Source organism: Paramagnetospirillum marisnigri (assembly GCF_001650715.1).
In the GTDB taxonomy this organism is placed as follows: domain Bacteria; phylum Pseudomonadota; class Alphaproteobacteria; order Rhodospirillales; family Magnetospirillaceae; genus Phaeospirillum; species Phaeospirillum marisnigri.
Genome location: NZ_LWQT01000098.1, coordinates 176855 through 194317, shown reverse-complemented (window position 1 = coordinate 194317; position 17463 = coordinate 176855). Strand labels below are relative to the sequence as shown.

The following is a 17463-nucleotide window of genomic DNA, read 5'->3' as shown; positions in this document are numbered from 1 at the left end:
CGGTTGGGAAGGGCAAAGAGGTCGAATGTCCATTTTGAAGATTGCCCGCATGGGCAGCCCGGTGCTGCAAGGCAAGGCGGCCCCGGTGGAAGAACCGCTGTCACCGGAAATCCAGCGTCTTATCGACGACATGATTGAAACCATGGCCGATGCGGGCGGGGTCGGACTGGCGGCGCCGCAAGTTTTCGCATCGCTGCGGATCGTGGTGTTTTTCGTGCCCGCCCTTCGCAATGGCGGCGCGGCCGTGCCGCTGACTGTTCTGATCAATCCCGAACTGGAACCGCTCGACGACACGGTGCAAACCGACTACGAAGGCTGTTTGTCGCTGCCTGGGATGACCGGGGCGGTGCCCCGCTTCACCCGGTTGCGCTATTGGGGCCTCGACCGGCAGGGGCAGCCGTTGGAAAGGGAGGCCGAAGGGTTTCATGCCCGGGTGCTTCAGCATGAATGCGATCATCTGGATGGGGTTCTCTACCCCATGCGCATGCCCGATCTGGGGACCTTCGGCTTTGTCGAGGAAACCCGCAAGGCGCTCAGCGATCCGGATTTCGACGGAGGAGAGTAGGAATGGAGATGGTGCGCCTGAAGGATGCCATGGTCGAGGCCATGTTGCCCCACGCCGCTTTCGACGGCTGGTCGGAGGCCTCGCTGGCGGCGGCGGCGCGGGACCTTGACCTCGATCCGACCCTGCCCGCCCGGCTGTTTCCCTGTGGCGCCGTGGATGCGGTGGCTCATCTGACCGATCTGGCCGATCGCCGCATGGCGGAGGCCATGGCGGCCTCGGGCTTGGAGGGCCTCGGCCTGGGTGAGAAGGTGTATCGGGCGGTGCGGCTGCGCCTGGAACCCTGGAGCGAGCACCGCGAGGCCATGCGCCGGGCGGCCTCGCTGCTGTCTCTGCCCTCCAATATCGCTGTGGCGGGGCGGCTGACCTGGGCCAGCGTCGACGCCATCTGGCGGGCGGTGGGGGATTCCTCGCACGATTTTTCGTGGTATACCAAGCGCATGAGCCTGGGGGCGGTCTATTCCGCCACCTTGCTGTACTGGCTGGACGATCCGTCCGAGGGATGCGAGGACAGTTGGGCCTTCCTGCGCCGCCGCCTCAACGATGTGCGCAATTTGCCGAAGCTGCGTCAGAAAGTGGAAGGCTGGGTGTCCGGATTGAAGATGCCCGCCCGGCGCTGGGGCGTGCCGCAGCGCTGATCAGCCGGTCTTGCCCTTGCCGACCACGGCGATGATCTTTTCCTTCAGGGCGGGCGGCAGCACCGGCTTGGCCAGGAAGGCGTTGACGTTCAGTTCCTTGGCCCGCTCCACCGTGGTGGCATCGGTATGGGCGGTCAGCATGATCACCGGCATGGCGGTGCCGAACGGCTTGGCCCGCAGTGCCTTGACGAAGCCGAAACCGTCCACCGGACGCATCTGCACGTCGCAAATGACCACGTCGGGAAGGTCGCGCTCGGCCGCTTCCAGGCCGGAATTGCCGTCATGGGCCTCGACGATCAGGCCGACTCCCACCTGCTGCAGCATCTTCTTGACGATGGTGCGCACGAATTCCTGATCGTCGATGATCAGAATCTTCAGGGCACCAAGGTCGATGGCAGCGGTAGACGGCATTGGGGCTCTCCCACGGGCTGGCGATCTCGCCGGTTCATTGAAATCTAGCAGAACCGGCGAGAAAGCCAAAGGGGTGAAGACCTTATGAATTGGCCGCCAGTTGCTGGTCGGCGCTGGCGCGGGCACGGGCGGCGGCGCGCCCGGCCTCGAAGGCCTTTTGGTTGACCTCGACCATGGCGGGCTTCCTTTCGCGGAAGCGGCCGACGATCTGTTCCTCCAGCTCGGTGGCGGGGAAGGGCAGGAAGTCGGCGATGGCGCCCAGCATGATGGTGTTGACCAGCTTGAGGTCGCCCAATTCGCGGGCGATGGCGCCGGCATCGAAGTCGTAGACCGTCACGCCCGCCGCCCGCATCTGGGCCACCGGATCGTCGGGATACTTGAACAGTCCCATGGACACCACCGGCGGCACCAGCCGGATGGTATTGACCATGGCGATGCCGCCGGGCCGCAGCATGTCGGCCCAGCGCGAGCCTTCCGCCACCTCGAACGCCACCAGGATATCGGCGGTGCCCGGCGTGATGACCGGCGACCAGACGCGCTTGCCGAAGCGGACATGGCTGGTGACGACGCCGCCACGCTGGGCCATGCCTGCCACTTCCGACTTCTTGCAGTCGAAGCCCTTGGTGATGGCGGTCTGGGCCAGGATCTCGGCGGCGGTCATGACGCCTTGGCCACCGGTACCGCAGACCAGGATGTTGGTGATGACATCGTTCATTTCGTTTGTCCCTCAATCGCCGGGCGGGTGCTCGCGCACCCTTGGCTCCTCCGCTTCGCTCCGGGCGCCGCAATGGCGCCGCGCTCGCTCCGCTCGCTCAATTCAGTCTTCACTCGGCCACCGCGACGGGCTTGGCCAGTACGATGGCCTTGGGTCCGCAGGATTCGACGCACATGTGGCAACCGGTGCACATGGCGGTGTCGATGGTGGTGAATTTCAGCTCGTTGGTCTTGCCGTCGGGTCGCAGCTTGCTTTCCGAGCGCTTCACGGTGATGGCGGGACAGCCCACATTGATGCAGTTGCCGCAGCCGGTGCAGTCCTCGTCCACCACCCGGTAGGGCTCGATCTTGTGATAGAACTCGGACAGGACGCAGGGCCGGTCGGTGATGATCACCGACGGGCCGGGGGTCTCGATCTCCTGCTTGATGGTCTTGAACACCACCGGCAGCTGATAGGGGTCGATCTTGCGGATGCGCTCGGGCGCGACGCCCAGGGCTTCCACCAGCTTGACGAAATCGACGCGCGGCGCGTCGTCGCCCTTGAGGCCCTTGCCGGTTCCGGCGTGGTTCTGGCCGCCGGTCATGCCGGTGGTGCGGTTGTCCAGGATCAGGGTGGTGACATTGCCGCGGTTATAGACGATGTCGAGCATGCCCTGCATGCCCATGTGCAGGAAGGTGGAATCGCCGATGACGGCCACCACCGCCTTGTCCTTGGTCTCTTCCGAGCGCGCCTTGTCCATGCCGAGCGCGATGCCCATGGAGGCGCCCATGGAAATGGTAGTGTCCAGCGCGTTCCACGGATGCCCGGCGCCCAGGGTGTAGCAGCCGATATCGCCGGAAATCTGCACCTTCTTGCGCATGCGGGCCAGCGAGTAGTAGACGCCCATATGGGGACAGGCGGCGCACATGGTCGGCGGCCGGGGGAAGGGGTCGAATTTCGGATAGGTCGAGGTCGGCGGAATGGGCTCGCCCAGGAAGGTCTTGATGGCTGGGATCAGCACGTTGGGGGTCAGCTCGCCCAGGCGGGGCAGCAGGTCCTTGCCGTGGATCGTCAGCAGCCCGGCGGCCTTGATGTCGTGTTCCAGCAGCGGCTCGGTTTCCTCGGCCACCACCAGGTGGTCGACCTGGGCCGCCAGCTTCTCCACCAGGGCCATGGGCACCGGATAGGAAAAGCCCAGCTTCAGCACCGGCGCGTCGGGGAAGCTTTCCCGCACATGCATATAGGCGGGACCCGAGGTGACGAAGCCGACCCGACGGTCGGAGCCGGGCTCCAGCACGTTGAGCGGGGAGACTTCCGCCAGGGCCTGCAGCTTGCCCTCGCGGGCGATCTGGTCGGGCAGGCGACCCTTGGCATTGGCCGGGGTCATGACCCAGCGCCGGGCGTCGGACTTGAAGCCGGTGATGTCGTGGGCGGCGCGCTCGCCCACCTGCACCACCGCCTTGACATGGCAGACGCGGGTGGTCAGGCGCAGGATGACGGGGGTGTTATAGGCCTCCGACAGTTCGAAGGCGTATTTGGCCATCTCGTAGGCTTCCTGCGAGTCGGCGGGCTCCAGCAGCGGCACATGGCCGAAGCGGCCCCAGAAGCGGGAGTCCTGTTCATTCTGGGACGAACTCATGCCGACATCGTCGGCCACGGCGATGACCAGGCCGCCGACCACGCCCGCGACCGTGATGGTCATGAAGGCGTCGGAGGCGACGTTGAGGCCCACATGCTTCATGGCGCAGAACGAGCGGGCTCCCGACATGGAGCCGCCGATGGCCACTTCCAGGGCCACCTTCTCGTTGACCGACCATTCGGCATAGAGATCGGGATACTGGGACAGGCTTTCCAGGATTTCGGTGGACGGCGTGCCGGGATAGGCGGCGGCGACCTTGGCGCCAGCCTCCCAGACACCCCGGGCGATGGCGTCGTTACCGGACAACAGAAGACGTGACTGCGGCTTCGCCTTGACGGCAGCGGACATGGAAAGCTCCTACCCTCTCATCCTTGGACCAGTTCCGCGGTCCGGGTGGTATCGCCCCCGGTCTCGGCGGAAGGGCTAGACCCTACCATCGGTGCGGACCGAATCGGAAGCGGAATGCGCATTCCCGGCGCACCAATGCATATCTGTGCGATACCGGGATTGTTGAATTCTGTATCACATCCAGCGGCCATCATGGGTCAGCCGTCCCAACTGTTCCAGGGCGATGGCGTGCACCGCCCTGGCGGCGATGGACAGCGGCCGGTCGGCGGAATGGGCCAGCGAGATGGTCCGCTCGATCTCGGGCGCCACGATGGGGATGCAGACCAGCCCCGAGGCTTCCGGGCCGCTGCGGGCATAGCGTTCTGACAGCACGGTATAACCGGCGCCCTTGGCCACCAGCGCCTTGATCTGTTCCAGGGCGTCCACCTCCACCACCACATGCGCAGAGGTTCCCATCGAGGCGGCGGCGCGCTCCACCTCGACCCGGAGGCCGTGGGGATGGCCGGGAAGGATCAGGGGCAGTTCCAGGGCGGCCGCCAGCTCGATGCGGTCGCGCCCGGCGGCGGTTTCGTCGCCCTTTGGGGCCACCAGCCCCAGCCGCTCGCGGGCGACGAAGCGGGTGGCGAGTCCGGGGGGCGGCTCGGCCCCGAACACCAGCGCCATGTCCACCTTGCCCGACGACACCCATTCCAGCATGTGGCCCGACAAGCCTTCCACCACCCGCAGCCGGATGGCCGGATAGCGGCGGCGCACATCCATCACCAAGGGGGCCGTCAGCATGGGGCCGAGCGAGGTGGGAATGCCGATCACCGTTGGGCCGGAGGGCGCGGCCTCCAATCCCCGGATCTCATCGCGCAGGCCCGAGACCTGATCCACCAGCATGGCGGCGCGCAGCGCCAGACGCTGGCCGCTTTCGGTGGGGACCACGCCCCGGGCGGTGCGATGGACCAGCGGGCAGCCGATTTCCTCTTCCAGGCGTTTGAGGTGCAGGCTCAACGCCGGTTGCGCCACCCGCAACGCCTCGGCGGCCCGGGTCAGCGATCCGTGTTCGACGATGCCGAGGAAATAGCGCAGTTGTCGGATATCCATGCCTGATCATACCAAAAAGATATGGCGGGATGGAGTTCCATATGGTCCGGACATGAAGCGGGGGGACCGCCCCCTGTGGCGCGTCCCCCCGGGCTGTCCAATCCGGACGGCGAGGCTGTTACTTCCAGCCCGCTTCCTTTTCACAGGCCTTCATCTCGGCCGGGTGGGTCTTTTCCCACTGGGTAATGGTCTTGGTTTCGTTGTCGTCCATCTTGTTGTTCATGCAGGTGCAGTACTTGGCGACGATCTCGACCGACACCTTGGCATCGGAATTGTCGCTGATGCACTTGGCGACCCACTTGGTGTCGTCGGCGCCGGCGAAGGCGGCGGTGGACGCCAGGGCCAGCATTCCGGCGGCAAGAACGGCAGCGAACATCTTCATGGTATACCCCTCCATGGTGGGGCGCCAGTCAGGTGACTGGCGGATGAACCCCAGGCCATGAACTCAATGTAGGCCTCAAGGGCTAGATCGAAAAGATGCATTAATCATGAAAGAGGGGCCGGAAGCCATGTCGGCTTCCGGCCCCTTGGCGCGGGTCGGTGAAAGGGGGGGGGAGACGACCTGCGGAGGGGCCCTTAGTCCAGGCGGCGCCAGAACGACAGGCGCTGCGAGGGGACGAAGCCACACCGCGCCATGAAGCGCAGCAGGTCGAAGCTGTTCCAGCTGACCTGCGTCTGGACCTTCTCGACGCCCAGGGACGACAGGTTGGTCAGCAATTGGCTCAACAGGGCGCGGCCGACATTATGGCCGGAATAGGCCGGGTCGACGCCGATGGTGTCCAGGATGGCGGTGGCCTGGGCGCGGCCGAATTCGCCGTATTCGGTCCGGGCCATGACGAAGCCCGCGAACATGCCGTCCAGCTCGGCCACCAGGGAGACGCGGACGCCGGATTCCTTGGTGACCTCGGAAATCTTGCGCTTGTAGTAGCCCGAGCGGTCGCGGCGCATGACCTTGCGGTCGATGGACACGATATAGGGATAGTCGGCCTCGGTCAGCGAGCGCACCGGCACCCGGTCACGCGACAATGCGGAGAAGTCGTCGCCCGAGGGGTCGGACAGGTCGACCTCGTCGCTGTCGCGCACCTGCTGGGCCAGCGGGGCCTCGAAATCCGAGACGTCGTCCGTGCCGCGCTCCAGGACGATACGGGGGGCCAGTTCGAACCCGGCGGACTGGAAGAAGCGGGTGATGCCGTGTTCGGTCCAGTCGGCCTGGGTGACCAGTTCGCGGATGCCGCGCTGCTTCATGGCGGCCTCGACCGCCGCCATCAGCTTGCGCCCCAGGCCGTTGCCGCGCTGGTCGGGGTCGACACCAATGGTCTCGACCACGCCCACCGGGCCGGTGCCGCCGAATTCGCCGTCCAGGATATGGGCCAGGACATAGCCCTTCAGCACCGGGCCGTCGGCGGCGGCGATGGAAACGAAGCTGGTGGGCTCCGCCGTGGCGGCGGCCATACGCTTCTCGTGGTAATTGCGGCGGGGTGCCCCCGTCAGGCGACGATCAAGCTCGATCACCCGCTCGATGTCGGCACTCGTGATATCGCGGATAGTGGTGCTCATGGAACTCGCGAACCTCCCGATCTCTAGGTGCCGTTCCGAAGGTGTAGGGGGCGCCGACACTTGACGACTCCCCTGGGCGGGCGGTACCTTGTTAAATGAATAATTCGGTACGATAATACCGAAATACAAACGCCGGTCAAGAGGGGGTTGGAATGAAGTGGGAATTTCCGGGTCGGGTCGCGGTGGGCATGCGGGCACGCGACCTGGACGGCCGCATCACCTATGTCAATCCCGCCTTCTGTCACATGGTGGGCTGGAGCGCCGACGAACTGGTGGGCTCGATGCCGCCCATGCCCTACTGGCTCCCCGAGGACATGGAAAAGACCTATGCCCTGCATCGAGCGGTATTGCGGGGCGACGCGCCGCCGGACGGGTTCGAGATCGTGTTCCGGCGCAAGAATGGCGAGCGCTTCCACGCCCTGGTCTACGAGGCGCCGCTGATCGAGTCCGATGGTCGCCATACCGGCTGGATGGCCTCGGTGCTGGATGTAACCGAGCGCAAGAAGGCCGAGGAGCTCGCCCGCCAGCACCAGGAGAAACTGCAACGGACCTCGCGCCTGATCACCATGGGCGAGATGGCCTCGACCCTGGCCCACGAGTTGAACCAGCCGCTATCGGCCATCGCCAGCTACGCCACCGGCTGCCTCAACCGGTTGGCGGCGGGCGACGCCAAGGTCGAGGAACTGACGGCGCCGCTGACCAAGCTGGGGGTCCAGGCCCAGCGTGCCGGCCACATCATCCGGCGCATCCATGATTTCGTGCGCAAGAGCGACCCCCTGGTGGCGCCCTGCGCGCTGAACCGGGTGGTGGAGGGAGCCATGGGCTTTCTCGAGGCCGAGGCCCGCAAGCGGGCCATCCGGGTCGATCTGGAGCTGGATCCGCGTGACCCCCAGGTGGAGGCGGACCGTATTCTGATCGAGCAGGTGGTGCTCAATCTGGCGCGCAATGCCATGGAAGCCATGGGACAGACACCGGCAGCCGAACGGATATTGGACGTGACGGTGGAAAGCGCCGATGGCCTGGCCGTGGTCAGGGTTGCCGATCAGGGGGGCGGTATCGCCCCCGAGGTGGCGGAAAGCCTGTTCACCCCATTCTTCACCACCAAGTCGGAAGGCATGGGCATGGGACTGAACATCTGTCGCTCCATCATCGAATCCCATCGCGGGCGCCTGTGGTTCGAGCCCAATCCCGATGGCGGAGCCATCTTCCAGTTCACATTGCCGGAGAAGCTGTCATGACCGAGGGCGCGGTTTATATCGTCGATGACGACGAGGCCATCCGCGACGCGCTGGGCTGGCTGTTCCAGTCGCGGGGAATCCAGGCGGAAACCTTCGACTCCGCCGAAGCCTTCCTGGCGGATTGGACCGAGGACCGGCGCGGCTGCATGGTGCTGGACATCCGCATGGAGGGCATGACCGGGCTGGAGCTGTTCGAGCATCTGCTGGAGCGCGGCTCGCGCCTGCAGGTGATCTTCCTGACCGGCCATGGCGATGTGCCCATGGCGGTGGGGGCCCTGAAGAAGGGGGCGCGCGACTTCGTCGAGAAGCCGTTCAACGACAATGATCTGGTGGATCGGGTGATCGACGCCTTGACCTGGGTCGCCAAGCAACGCGAAAGCGAAGCCGACGCCGCATCGCTGGCCTCCAGGCTGGCGGCGCTCACCTTGCGCGAACGTCAGGTGATGGATCTGGTCCTGGCGGGCAAGCTCAACAAGGTGATCGCCGATGACCTGGGCATCACCATGCGCACGGTGGAGGTGCACCGCTCCCACGTCTTCGAAAAGATGGGGGTGCGGACCGCCGTGGAACTGGCGCAACTGCTGTCGCAGAAACGCGGATGAGATCGCCGCCGACCCTGCGGAGCGCCCTGGTCCTGCTCGTCATGTATCTCGCCCTGGAATATGTCGAGCATTTCCAGACCATGGAACCCCACGGCATGGTGCCGTGGGACCCGTCCACCGGCATCGGTTTCGCCGCCCTGCTGATGGGGGGGTGGCGGTTTGCGCCGATGGTGCTGATCGGCGAAGTCGTCGGCACCCACCTGTTCTGTCCCACCACAATCCCTTTATGGGAATTGCTGCTGGAAACAGCCGTCATGATGGTGGTTTGGGGCGGGGCGGCCCAGTTCCTGCGCCGCAGAATCAGAACCGATCTGTCCACATTCCGCGACCTGTTCACCGTGGTGATGGTGGCGGCCTTAGCCGCCCTGGTTCATTCGCTGCTGCAATTGGAAGAGCTTCTGGCGCTGGGCGAAATCACCGTCGCGAAGCTTATGCCGGTCATGGCGGCATCCTGGATTGGCGACATGGTCGGCGTCATGGTGGTGACCAGCGCCATCCTGGTGCTGCGCGATGGCATCCGGCTGCCTCCCCGGGCGATGTTGCTGGAAATTGCCGTACAGACGCTGCTCGTTGGCGCGATTCTCGTGCTCAACATCCAGCGGATGTCGGAAGGGGGGCTGCAGCTATTTTTCCTGCTGTTCCTGCCGGCCATCTGGGTTGCCTCGCGCTTCGGCCTGACGGGGGCGGTGCTGATCAACATGGTGATGCAGATCGGGATCGCCTTCGCCTTTGTCGCCGTGGTGTCCAATGTCCAGGCCATCACCGCCTACCAGTTCCGCATGCTGTCCTTGACCGTGTCGACCTTGTTCCTGGGAGCGGCGGTGACGGGGCGCCGTCGGGCAGAGGCGACCTTGCGCGATCACCTCGACCGGCAGGCCAGCTATGCCCGCCTGTCGACGGCGGGGGAGATGGCGGCGGCCATGGCGCATGAGATCAACCAACCCCTGGCGGCGGTCATGAACTATACCCGCGCGACGCAACGCCTGATGACCCAGCCTGACTGCGACCCCCAGAAAGTCCGCCAAGCCCTTGATGGCGTCGCCGCCCAGGCCGAGCGGGCGGGCAAGATCATCCAAAGCCTGCGCGATTTCATCGGGCGCGGCGAACTTGACCGCCACCCCCACGCCATCACCGATCTGGTGGCCGAGGCCATCGAACTGACCCGGATCGATTGCGACCGCCTGGCGGTGCGGATGGAGGTGGTGAACCACCTTGTCGGCACGATGGTGATGGTGGATGCGATCCAGATTCAGCAGGTGCTGGTCAACCTGATCAGCAACGCCGTCGATGCCTTGGCGGAGAGGGCGGGCCGACGCCGTCAGATCGTCATTACCCTTCGCGGCGGCGAGGACGGGGCGGTGGAGGTCTCGGTGTCGGATAGCGGCCCTGGAATGAGCGATGAACTTGCGGCCCGCCTATACCAACCATTTAATACGACCAAGACCTCTGGCATGGGCTTGGGCCTGTCCATAAGTCGTACTATCATAGAGGCGCACGGAGGTCGGCTGTGGTTGGCCGAGCGCGGGCGTGGCGGTTGCGTGTTCCGTTTCACCTTGCCCCGGGCAGAGGATTAGTTTCAGGCGGGTATGGGGATGGATGGGGCTGTAATTCATGTCATCGACGATGACCAGGGTGTTCGGGACTCATTGGTCATGCTGCTGGACTCGGCGGGTATGGTCAGCCGGGCCCATGCTGATGCCGAGAGCTTCCTGGCCACGACCGATCTGTCCCGGCCGGGATGCGTCGTCGCCGATGTGCGCATGCCGGGGATGAGCGGCCTGGATTTGTTGCGCTATTTCAATCAGCAAGGCCTGTCGATTCCCCTGGTGGTCATCACCGGCCATGCCCATGTGGCCATGGCGGTGCAGGCCCTGAAGGAGGGCGCCGCCGATTTCATCGAAAAGCCGTTCGAGGATACGGTCCTGCTGAACGCCGTCTCGCTTGCCCTGGACAAGGGGGCCAAGGCCTATCTCGACCGCCGTCGCCGCGAAGGTGTCAAGGCGCGGGCCGAGCAGTTGACCCCGCGAGAGCGCGAGGTCATGGATCTGGTGGTGTTGGGCCTGTCCAACAAGGCCGCGGCGGCGCAGTTGGCAATCAGCGTCCGGACCGTGGAAATCCACCGCGCCCGGGTCATGGACAAGATGGCGGCGGAAAGCCTGTCGGCACTGGTCCGCATGGCTCTCGATCTTGAGGATATGGGAAGTGCAAGCCCCGCGGCCGCCAGAGCGTGACGGGAGTTTTTTAGCGGCTTGAGTCCAGTGCTTGATCCAGGTCGGCCCATAGGTCGTCGACGGCTTCCAGCCCCACCGACAGACGCAGCAGATCGGTGGGAACCGGCGAGGTCGGCCCCTCGATGCTGGCGCGGTGTTCGATCAGGCTTTCCACCCCGCCCAGCGAGGTAGCGGGCTTCCACAGCCCGACCCTGGCGGCCACGGCCACGGCGGCGGCCTCGCCGCCCTTGACCCGGATGGACAGCATGCCGCCGAAGCCGCCGGTCATCTGGCGGGCCGCCAGGGCGTGGCCGGGGAAGTCGGGCAGGCCGGGATAGAGCACCTCGGCGACCCGGGGATGGGCGGCGAGCCGCTGGGCGAGGTCGAGGGTGCTACGGCACTGCCATTGAACCCGGGGAAACAGGGTGCGCAGGCCGCGTTGCAGCAGCCAGGCTTCGAAAGTGCCGAGAATGGCGCCGTTCTGGCTCTGCACCGCCTTGATGCGGTCCCAGTCCTCGTCCTTGCTGCGGGTGGTCAGGGTGCCCGCCACCACGTCGGAATGGCCGTTGAGGTATTTGGTGGCGGAATGCATCACCAGATCGGCGCCCAGTTCCAGCGGCCGGGTCAGCACCGGCGTTGCCACGGTGGAATCCACCGCCAGCCTTGCCCCCGCCCGGTGCGCCAGTTCGGCGATGGCGGCGATGTCGCTGATCCCCCACAGGGGATTGGCGGGGCTTTCCAGCCAGACCAGCCGGGTGCGGCTGGGCTTCAGGGCGGCGCGGACGGCGTCCAGGTCCTCGGCGTCGACGCCTTCCACCTCCAGGCCCCAGCGGCTGGCGAAGCCGAGCAGCCAGGACCGCAGCCCCCAATACATCACCCGGGGCACCACCACATGGTCGCCGGGGGACAGGGACAGGAAGACGGCGGTAGCCGCCGCCATGCCCGAGGCGAACAGCAGGGTCTGCTCGCCGCCCTCCAGGGCGCTCAGCAACTCGGCGGCGGCGTCGAAGGTAGGGTTGTCGGCCCGGGCATAGACCCGCCCGCGCCCATAGCCCAGATCGGCGTCGCGGCGAAAGGTGGTGCTGGGATGCAGCGGCGGGATCAGGGCTCCCGTCGCCGCGTCCTCATGCCCTAGGGCGGTGGCGGCCAGGGTCTCGGGCCGCCGGGGTGGCACCTCAGCCATGGGCGGCGACGGCCAGGGTCAGCTGCGGCGGCTTGGCCAGGGTCTGGAACACCACGCAATAGCGTTCGGTCAGCTTGGTCAGCTGGTCGATGCGCTCCTGCGGCTCGGTGGTGTCGAGGTCGAAGCGCAGGCGGATCTGGCCGAATCCCACCGGGGCGTCCTTGGCCACCCCCAGGGTGCCGCGGAAGTCCAGGTCGCCCTCGGCCGAGACGCTGCCGCCCTTCAACTCGAAGCCGATGGCGGTGGCCACCGCCTTCAGGGTCACCCCGGCACAGGCCACCAGCGCTTCCAGCAGCATGTCGCCGGAACAGGCCTGCATGCCGCTGCCGCCGGTGGCGGGGTGCAGACCGGCCTCCACCAGGGCGCGGCCAGTATCGACCTTGCAGGCGATACCTTCCCCGTCCAGTTCACCCTTGGCCTTCAGGGTGATTACCGCCGTAGCGGGGTCGACTTTGTACTTGTCCTTGATGGGGGCTTGCAGGGCGCGCAGGTCATCGGCGTTCATGGTGGTCTCCGTTCTCCGTTCCCGTCACCCCCGGGCTTGACCCGGGGGTCCGTGGATGCCCGGGTCACGTCCGGGCATGACGATGTAAAGGGGGATTCAACTCGACTCGGGCAGACGTTAAATGGCGGCGGCGGGGGAGAGTTCCTCGCCCCCCGGCGGCCGTGACGCATGGTCCAGTTCCGCCAGCAACTTGTACTTCCATTCCTGGAATTCGTGGTCGAGGCGGTCGCGCGGCCGCGCCAGATGGGGCGTCACCTCGACCCGGATTCGGCCGGGATTGGGCTGCATCACCACGATGCGGTCGGCCAGCACCAGCGCCTCCTCGATGTCGTGGGTCACCAGGATCATGGTGGGGCGGTCGTAATGCCACAACTCCAGCAGATGGTCCTGGAGATCGGCACGGGTCAGGGCATCCAGGGCACTGAAGGGCTCGTCAAGCAGCAAAACCTGCGGCCGTCCCACCAGGGCGCGGGCCAGGGCGACCCGCTGGGCTTGTCCCCCCGACAGCTCGCGTGGCCAATGACCGGCATGGGAAGCAAGGCCCACCCGTGCCAGGGCCTCATTGATGCGGCTCTTCTGCTCGGAGGCGGGCAGGTGGCGGATGCCGAAGCCCACATTGTCGTCGATGCTCAGCCATGGCATCAGCCGGGGTTCCTGGAACACCATGCCGATTTCTGGACGCGGCGCGGTCAGCGGCGTGCCGTCCAGGCTGGCGCGGCCCGAAGTCGGGGCGTCGAGACCGGAGATCAGGCGCAACAGGGTGCTCTTGCCGCAGCCCGAGCCGCCGACGATGGCGAGAATCTCGCCCGGCGCCACCGACAGGCTGAGGCCTTCCAGGGCCAGCAGGCCGTTGGGATAGCGCTTGGACAGGGAAACGAGGTCGAGCATGGGCCTACTCCGCGGGCTTGAAGCTGTCCTGCCAGCGCAGGGCGCGGGCGGACAACAGCGCCAGCAGCCAATCCGTGGTCTTGCCCAGGATGGCGAAGGCGGTGATGGAGGCCAGGATGGTGGCGGGCCGCCCGGTCTGCTGGCCGTCCACCAGCAGGAAGCCCAGGCCCTCCTCGGCGCCCATGAATTCGGCGGCGACCACGAACATCCAGCCGAGGCCGAGACCGGCGCGCAGCGAGACGATATAGGAGGGCAGGGTGGCGGGCAGCAGGATGCGGGTGATCATCTCGCGGTGGGAGAAACGGAAGATGCGTCCCACCTCCACCAGCTTGCGGTCGACGCCCAGGATGGCGCTGGTCAGGGCGAGATAGATGGGGAAGAACACGCCCACCGCGATCAGGATCACCTTCGAGGTCTCGAAGATGCCGAACCACAGGATAAACATGGGCACCCAGGCGATGGAGGGGATGTTGCGCAGCGCTTGCAAGGTAGGGTCCAGCAGGCGGCGCGCCAGGGTCCAGTAGCCCGACACCGCGCCCAGTAGGGTCCCCGCCGTCACGCCGAACAAGAAGCCCAGCGCCACCCGGTGCAGGGTGGCCCACAGATGGCCGGGCAGGGTGCCATCGACGCCCAAAGCCCACAGGGTGGCGAAGACCTTGGACGGCGTCGGCAGCAGGCGGCCATCGGCCCAGTGCAGCGCCACCGCCACTTCCCAGCCCAGGGCGAGGCCAATGGGGAGAATCAGCCCCAGTCCACCGCGTCCGAGGGAGGCGAAACCCCCGCCGCCAGAGGCGACGGGGGCGTTTTCCTGAAGATCACTCACGAAGATGTCCTTACTTCACGCCCAGCTTGGTCACGAAGGAGGAGTCTACCAGGGCGGCGGCCACCGAGGGAACATTCACGTCGGCGGCGATGACACCTTCCTTCTGCAGGGCGATGCCGGCGGCCTCGATGGTCTTTTGCTGGCGTGGGCCGATGGCGGCGGTGGACAGGTCGGTGCGCTCCAGCTGGCGGGCGGCCACCGCCTCGGTCAGCTTGGCCGATTCGGCGATGATCTTCTTCAACTCGTCGGGATTGGCGATGGCGTGGGCGCGAGCCTTCTCATAGGCGCCGATCACCTTGGCCACCAGCTCGGGATGAGCGCTGGCGAAGTCCTCGCGGGTGTTGAGCACGCCCCAGGTGTTGATCTCGGCGTTGCGGTAGAACAGCTTGGCGCCGTCGTCGACCTCGGCCTGGGCCATCAGCGGGTCGAGACCGGCCCAGGCGTCCACGTCGCCCTTCAACAGGGCCAGCTTGCCGTCCTGGTGCTGCAGCAGCACCACCTTCAGGTCCTTCTCGGTCAGGCCGTTCTCGGCCAGGGTGCGCAGCAGGAAGATGTGCGGATCGGTGCCGCGGGTGGCGGCGATGCGCTTGCCCTTCAGGTCGGAGACCTTCTGGATCGGGCTGCCCTTGGCGGCGACCAGGGCGGTCCATTCCGGCTTGGAGTAGACATAGACCGACTTCACCGGATTGCCGTTGATGCGGGCGAGCAGGGCGGCGGCACCGGCCGACGAGCCGAAATCCAGGCTCTTGGCGTTGAGGAATTCCAGCGCCTTGTTCGAGCCCAGCGACAGCACCCACTTGACCTTGATGCCGTCCTTCTTCAGCTCTTCCTCAAGCCAACCCTTGTTCTTCAGCACCAGGCTGACCGGATTGTAATAGGCGTAGTCCAGGGTCAGTTCCTCGACCTTGTCGGCGGCCTGGGCCTTGCCCGCCGCACCCAGGGCGATCAGGCCCGCCATCACCGTCCGGGCAACCTGCTTGGCACTCCACATCATCGGCTCTCCTGTTAATACAGCGTTTCCATGTTGATATACGTTATACAACACAAAGTCTATAGATAAATGCCTTTGTCGGCTTTGCGGCGCTGGACGATGTCGTCCACCACGCCGGGATCGGCCAGGGTCGAGGTGTCGCCAAAATTCTGGAAATCGTCGGCGGCCACCTTGGTCAGGATGCGGCGCAGGATCTTGCCCGCCCGGTTCTTGGGCAGGGCCGGGGCCCATTGGATGATGTCGGGGCTGGCGATGGCGCCGATGCGGGCGCGGACGCTGTCCTTGATTTCCCGGCGCAAATCCTCGGTGGCGGGAATGCCGTCCTTCAGGGTGACATAGGCGAAGACGCCCTGGCCCTTGACCTCGTGGGGATAGCCCACCACCGCCGATTCCGCCACCGCCGGATGGGAGGAGATGGCGCTTTCCAGCTCCACCGTGCCCAGCCGGTGGCCCGAGACATTGATGACGTCGTCGACCCGGCCGGTGATGCAGTAATAGCCGTCCTCGTCGCGCAGCACGCCGTCGCCGGTGAAGAACAGGCCGGGGAAGGGGGCGAAATAGGTGCTGATGAAGCGGTCATGGTCGCCCAGGATGGTGCGGGCCTGGCCGGGCCACGAGCCCTCGAAGCACATATTGCCCTCGCCGGGACCGTCGATCACCCCGCCCTGGGCATCGACCACCCGCGGCGTGATGCCGAAATAGGGCTTGCCCGCCCGGCCGGGCTTGTTGGCTACGGCGCCGGGAATGGGGGTCAGCAGCACCGCCCCGGTCTCGGTCTGCCAATAGGTGTCGACGATGGGGCAGCGGCCGCCGCCGATCACCGTATGGTACCAGCGCCAGGCTTCGGGATTGATGGGCTCGCCCACCGATCCCAGCACCCGCAGGGTGGACAGGTCGTGTCGGCGCACCGGTCCGTCGCCTTCGCGCATCAGCGAGCGCAGTGCGGTGGGGGCGGTATAGAAAATGTTGACCCGGTGACGTTCGATGATGGACCACCAGCGCGAGGAATCCGGCCAACTGGGCACGCCCTCGAACATGACGCTGGTGGCGCCGTTCAGCAGCGGGCCGTAGATCTTGTAGCTATGGGCGGTGACCCAGCCCACATCGGCGGTGCACCAGAAAATGTCGCCCTCATGCCAGTCGAAAATGGTCCGCCACGAGGTCCCGGCATGCACCAGATAGCCGCCGGTGGTATGGACCAGCCCCTTGGGCTTGCCGGTGGACCCCGAGGTATAGAGGATGAACAGCGGGTCCTCGGCCCCCATTTCCACCGGCTCGCACCACGGCGCGGCGGCGGCCAGGGCCTCGTGGTACCAGACGTCGCGGCCGGGGGTGAAGGGGACGGCGCCGTCCGAGCGTCGCACCACCACCACATGGCGGATGCTGGGCTGCCCGGCCACCGCCTCGTCGGCATTGCGTTTCAGCGGCACCGTGCGGCCGCCGCGATAGCCCTCGTCGGCGGTGATCAGCAGCTTGGCCCCGGCATCCTCGATGCGGCTGGCCAGGGATTCGGCGGAAAAGCCCGAGAAGACCACCGAATGCACCGCGCCGATGCGCACGCAGGCCATCATGGCGATGAAGGCTTCCGGGATCACCGGCAGATAGATGGTGACCACGTCGCCCTTGGCAATGCCCAGGCCGCTCAGGACATTGGCCAGGCGGTTGACCTTGTCCGAAAGCTCGCCCCAGGTGACGGTGCGGCTGTCGCCGGGGCGGTCGCCCTCCCACAGGATGGCGGGAATGTCCGCCTTGGCGGGCAAATGGCGGTCGACGCAGTTGACCGAGGCGTTCAAGGTCCCATCGGCGAACCAGCGGATGCGCAGGTCCTCGGGGTCGAAGCGGGTATCGCTGACCTGGGTGAAGGGCCGCATCCAGTCGAGGAAGGCCGCCTGCTCGCGCCAATAAGCCTGGGGATCGGCCACCGAGGCCGGATACAGGCGGTCATAGGCGGCGGCGTCCACATGGGCGCGGGCGGCGAAATCGGCGGGAACCGGATAAAGTTCGGACACGGTCGGGGCCTCATTGTTCCGAGGGCGGGAGCCCGCAATCTGCGCCCTGTCTCCGATATTTCACAATTGCATTGCG

Annotated in this window: 18 protein-coding genes; 6 read left to right on the top strand and 12 right to left on the bottom strand. The window is 66.1% G+C overall.

Annotated features, from left to right (window positions below; all coding sequences use genetic code 11):
- Positions 1 to 25 precede the first annotated feature (25 nt).
- Both def and A6A04_RS18235 read left to right on the top strand, forming a co-directional pair.
- Positions 26 to 565: a peptide deformylase gene (gene def, locus A6A04_RS18240; RefSeq protein ID WP_068495436.1), complete on the top strand. Its 540-nt coding sequence runs from the start codon at positions 26 to 28 to the stop codon at positions 563 to 565.
- A 2-nt stretch (positions 566 to 567) separates the two neighbouring features.
- Positions 568 to 1200, top strand: a complete 633-nt coding sequence (locus A6A04_RS18235; protein ID WP_068495434.1) for a COQ9 family protein — start codon at positions 568 to 570, stop codon at positions 1198 to 1200.
- Here the strand turns inward: A6A04_RS18235 and A6A04_RS18230 are convergent, their stop codons facing one another.
- The 6 genes from A6A04_RS18230 to A6A04_RS21975 all read right to left on the bottom strand — a co-directional run bounded on the left by A6A04_RS18230 (position 1201) and on the right by A6A04_RS21975 (position 6938).
- A complete protein-coding gene (locus tag A6A04_RS18230) occupies positions 1201 to 1611 on the bottom strand; it encodes a response regulator (protein WP_068495432.1) in 411 nt (136 codons plus the stop codon).
- A gap of 82 nt (positions 1612 to 1693) precedes the next feature.
- Entirely contained in the window at positions 1694 to 2326 is a 633-nt protein-coding gene (locus tag A6A04_RS18225) for an indolepyruvate oxidoreductase subunit beta (protein WP_068495430.1), read from the bottom strand.
- A 109-nt stretch (positions 2327 to 2435) separates the two neighbouring features.
- Positions 2436 to 4292, bottom strand: coding sequence for a thiamine pyrophosphate-dependent enzyme (locus tag A6A04_RS18220; RefSeq protein WP_068495428.1), 1857 nt, complete (start codon positions 4290 to 4292; stop codon positions 2436 to 2438).
- Positions 4293 to 4466: 174 nt separating this feature from the next.
- On the bottom strand, positions 4467 to 5381 hold the full coding sequence (locus A6A04_RS18215; protein ID WP_068495426.1) for a LysR family transcriptional regulator: 915 nt from the start codon (positions 5379 to 5381) through the stop codon (positions 4467 to 4469).
- A 118-nt stretch (positions 5382 to 5499) separates the two neighbouring features.
- Positions 5500 to 5763, bottom strand: coding sequence for a hypothetical protein (locus A6A04_RS18210; protein WP_068495424.1), 264 nt, complete (start codon positions 5761 to 5763; stop codon positions 5500 to 5502).
- 194 nt (positions 5764 to 5957) lie between these two features.
- Positions 5958 to 6938: a GNAT family N-acetyltransferase gene (locus A6A04_RS21975; RefSeq protein WP_082915042.1), complete on the bottom strand. Its 981-nt coding sequence runs from the start codon at positions 6936 to 6938 to the stop codon at positions 5958 to 5960.
- Between the two features lie 152 nt (positions 6939 to 7090).
- Here A6A04_RS21975 and A6A04_RS18200 point away from each other — a divergent pair, with 152 nt between their 5' ends.
- The 4 genes from A6A04_RS18200 to A6A04_RS18185 are packed head-to-tail and all read left to right on the top strand — an operon-like array spanning position 7091 to position 11009.
- Positions 7091 to 8176, top strand: a complete 1086-nt coding sequence (locus tag A6A04_RS18200) for a sensor histidine kinase (RefSeq protein WP_082915044.1) — start codon at positions 7091 to 7093, stop codon at positions 8174 to 8176.
- Positions 8173 to 8778: a response regulator transcription factor gene (locus A6A04_RS18195; RefSeq protein ID WP_068495463.1), complete on the top strand. Its 606-nt coding sequence runs from the start codon at positions 8173 to 8175 to the stop codon at positions 8776 to 8778. Before A6A04_RS18200 ends, A6A04_RS18195 begins: the two co-directional genes overlap by 4 nt.
- Entirely contained in the window at positions 8775 to 10352 is a 1578-nt protein-coding gene (locus A6A04_RS18190; RefSeq protein ID WP_068495461.1) for an ATP-binding protein, read from the top strand. Before A6A04_RS18195 ends, A6A04_RS18190 begins: the two co-directional genes overlap by 4 nt.
- Before the next feature lie 12 nt (positions 10353 to 10364).
- Positions 10365 to 11009 carry a response regulator transcription factor gene (locus A6A04_RS18185; protein ID WP_322096825.1) on the top strand — a complete coding sequence of 215 codons (645 nt, stop codon included), beginning with the start codon at positions 10365 to 10367 and terminating at the stop codon, positions 11007 to 11009.
- 10 nt (positions 11010 to 11019) lie between these two features.
- On the opposite strand, the gene A6A04_RS18180 is transcribed toward A6A04_RS18185, so the two are convergent.
- The 6 genes from A6A04_RS18180 to acs form a co-directional block, all read right to left on the bottom strand.
- Positions 11020 to 12171: a trans-sulfuration enzyme family protein gene (locus tag A6A04_RS18180; RefSeq protein ID WP_068495458.1), complete on the bottom strand. Its 1152-nt coding sequence runs from the start codon at positions 12169 to 12171 to the stop codon at positions 11020 to 11022.
- Positions 12164 to 12676, bottom strand: coding sequence for an OsmC family protein (locus tag A6A04_RS18175; protein WP_068495456.1), 513 nt, complete (start codon positions 12674 to 12676; stop codon positions 12164 to 12166). Before A6A04_RS18175 ends, A6A04_RS18180 begins: the two co-directional genes overlap by 8 nt.
- Positions 12677 to 12793: 117 nt before the next feature.
- Entirely contained in the window at positions 12794 to 13564 is a 771-nt protein-coding gene (locus tag A6A04_RS18170; protein WP_068495454.1) for an ABC transporter ATP-binding protein, read from the bottom strand.
- Positions 13565 to 13568: 4 nt separating this feature from the next.
- Positions 13569 to 14387, bottom strand: coding sequence for an ABC transporter permease (locus tag A6A04_RS18165; RefSeq protein ID WP_068495452.1), 819 nt, complete (start codon positions 14385 to 14387; stop codon positions 13569 to 13571).
- A 10-nt stretch (positions 14388 to 14397) separates the two neighbouring features.
- The gene (locus A6A04_RS18160) at positions 14398 to 15381 is read right to left on the bottom strand and encodes an aliphatic sulfonate ABC transporter substrate-binding protein (protein WP_245651283.1); all 984 of its coding nucleotides are present in this window, start codon (positions 15379 to 15381) and stop codon (positions 14398 to 14400) included.
- Between the two features lie 56 nt (positions 15382 to 15437).
- The gene (gene acs, locus A6A04_RS18155; RefSeq protein WP_068495450.1) at positions 15438 to 17387 is read right to left on the bottom strand and encodes an acetate--CoA ligase; all 1950 of its coding nucleotides are present in this window, start codon (positions 17385 to 17387) and stop codon (positions 15438 to 15440) included.
- Between the last annotated feature and the right edge of the window lie 76 nt (positions 17388 to 17463).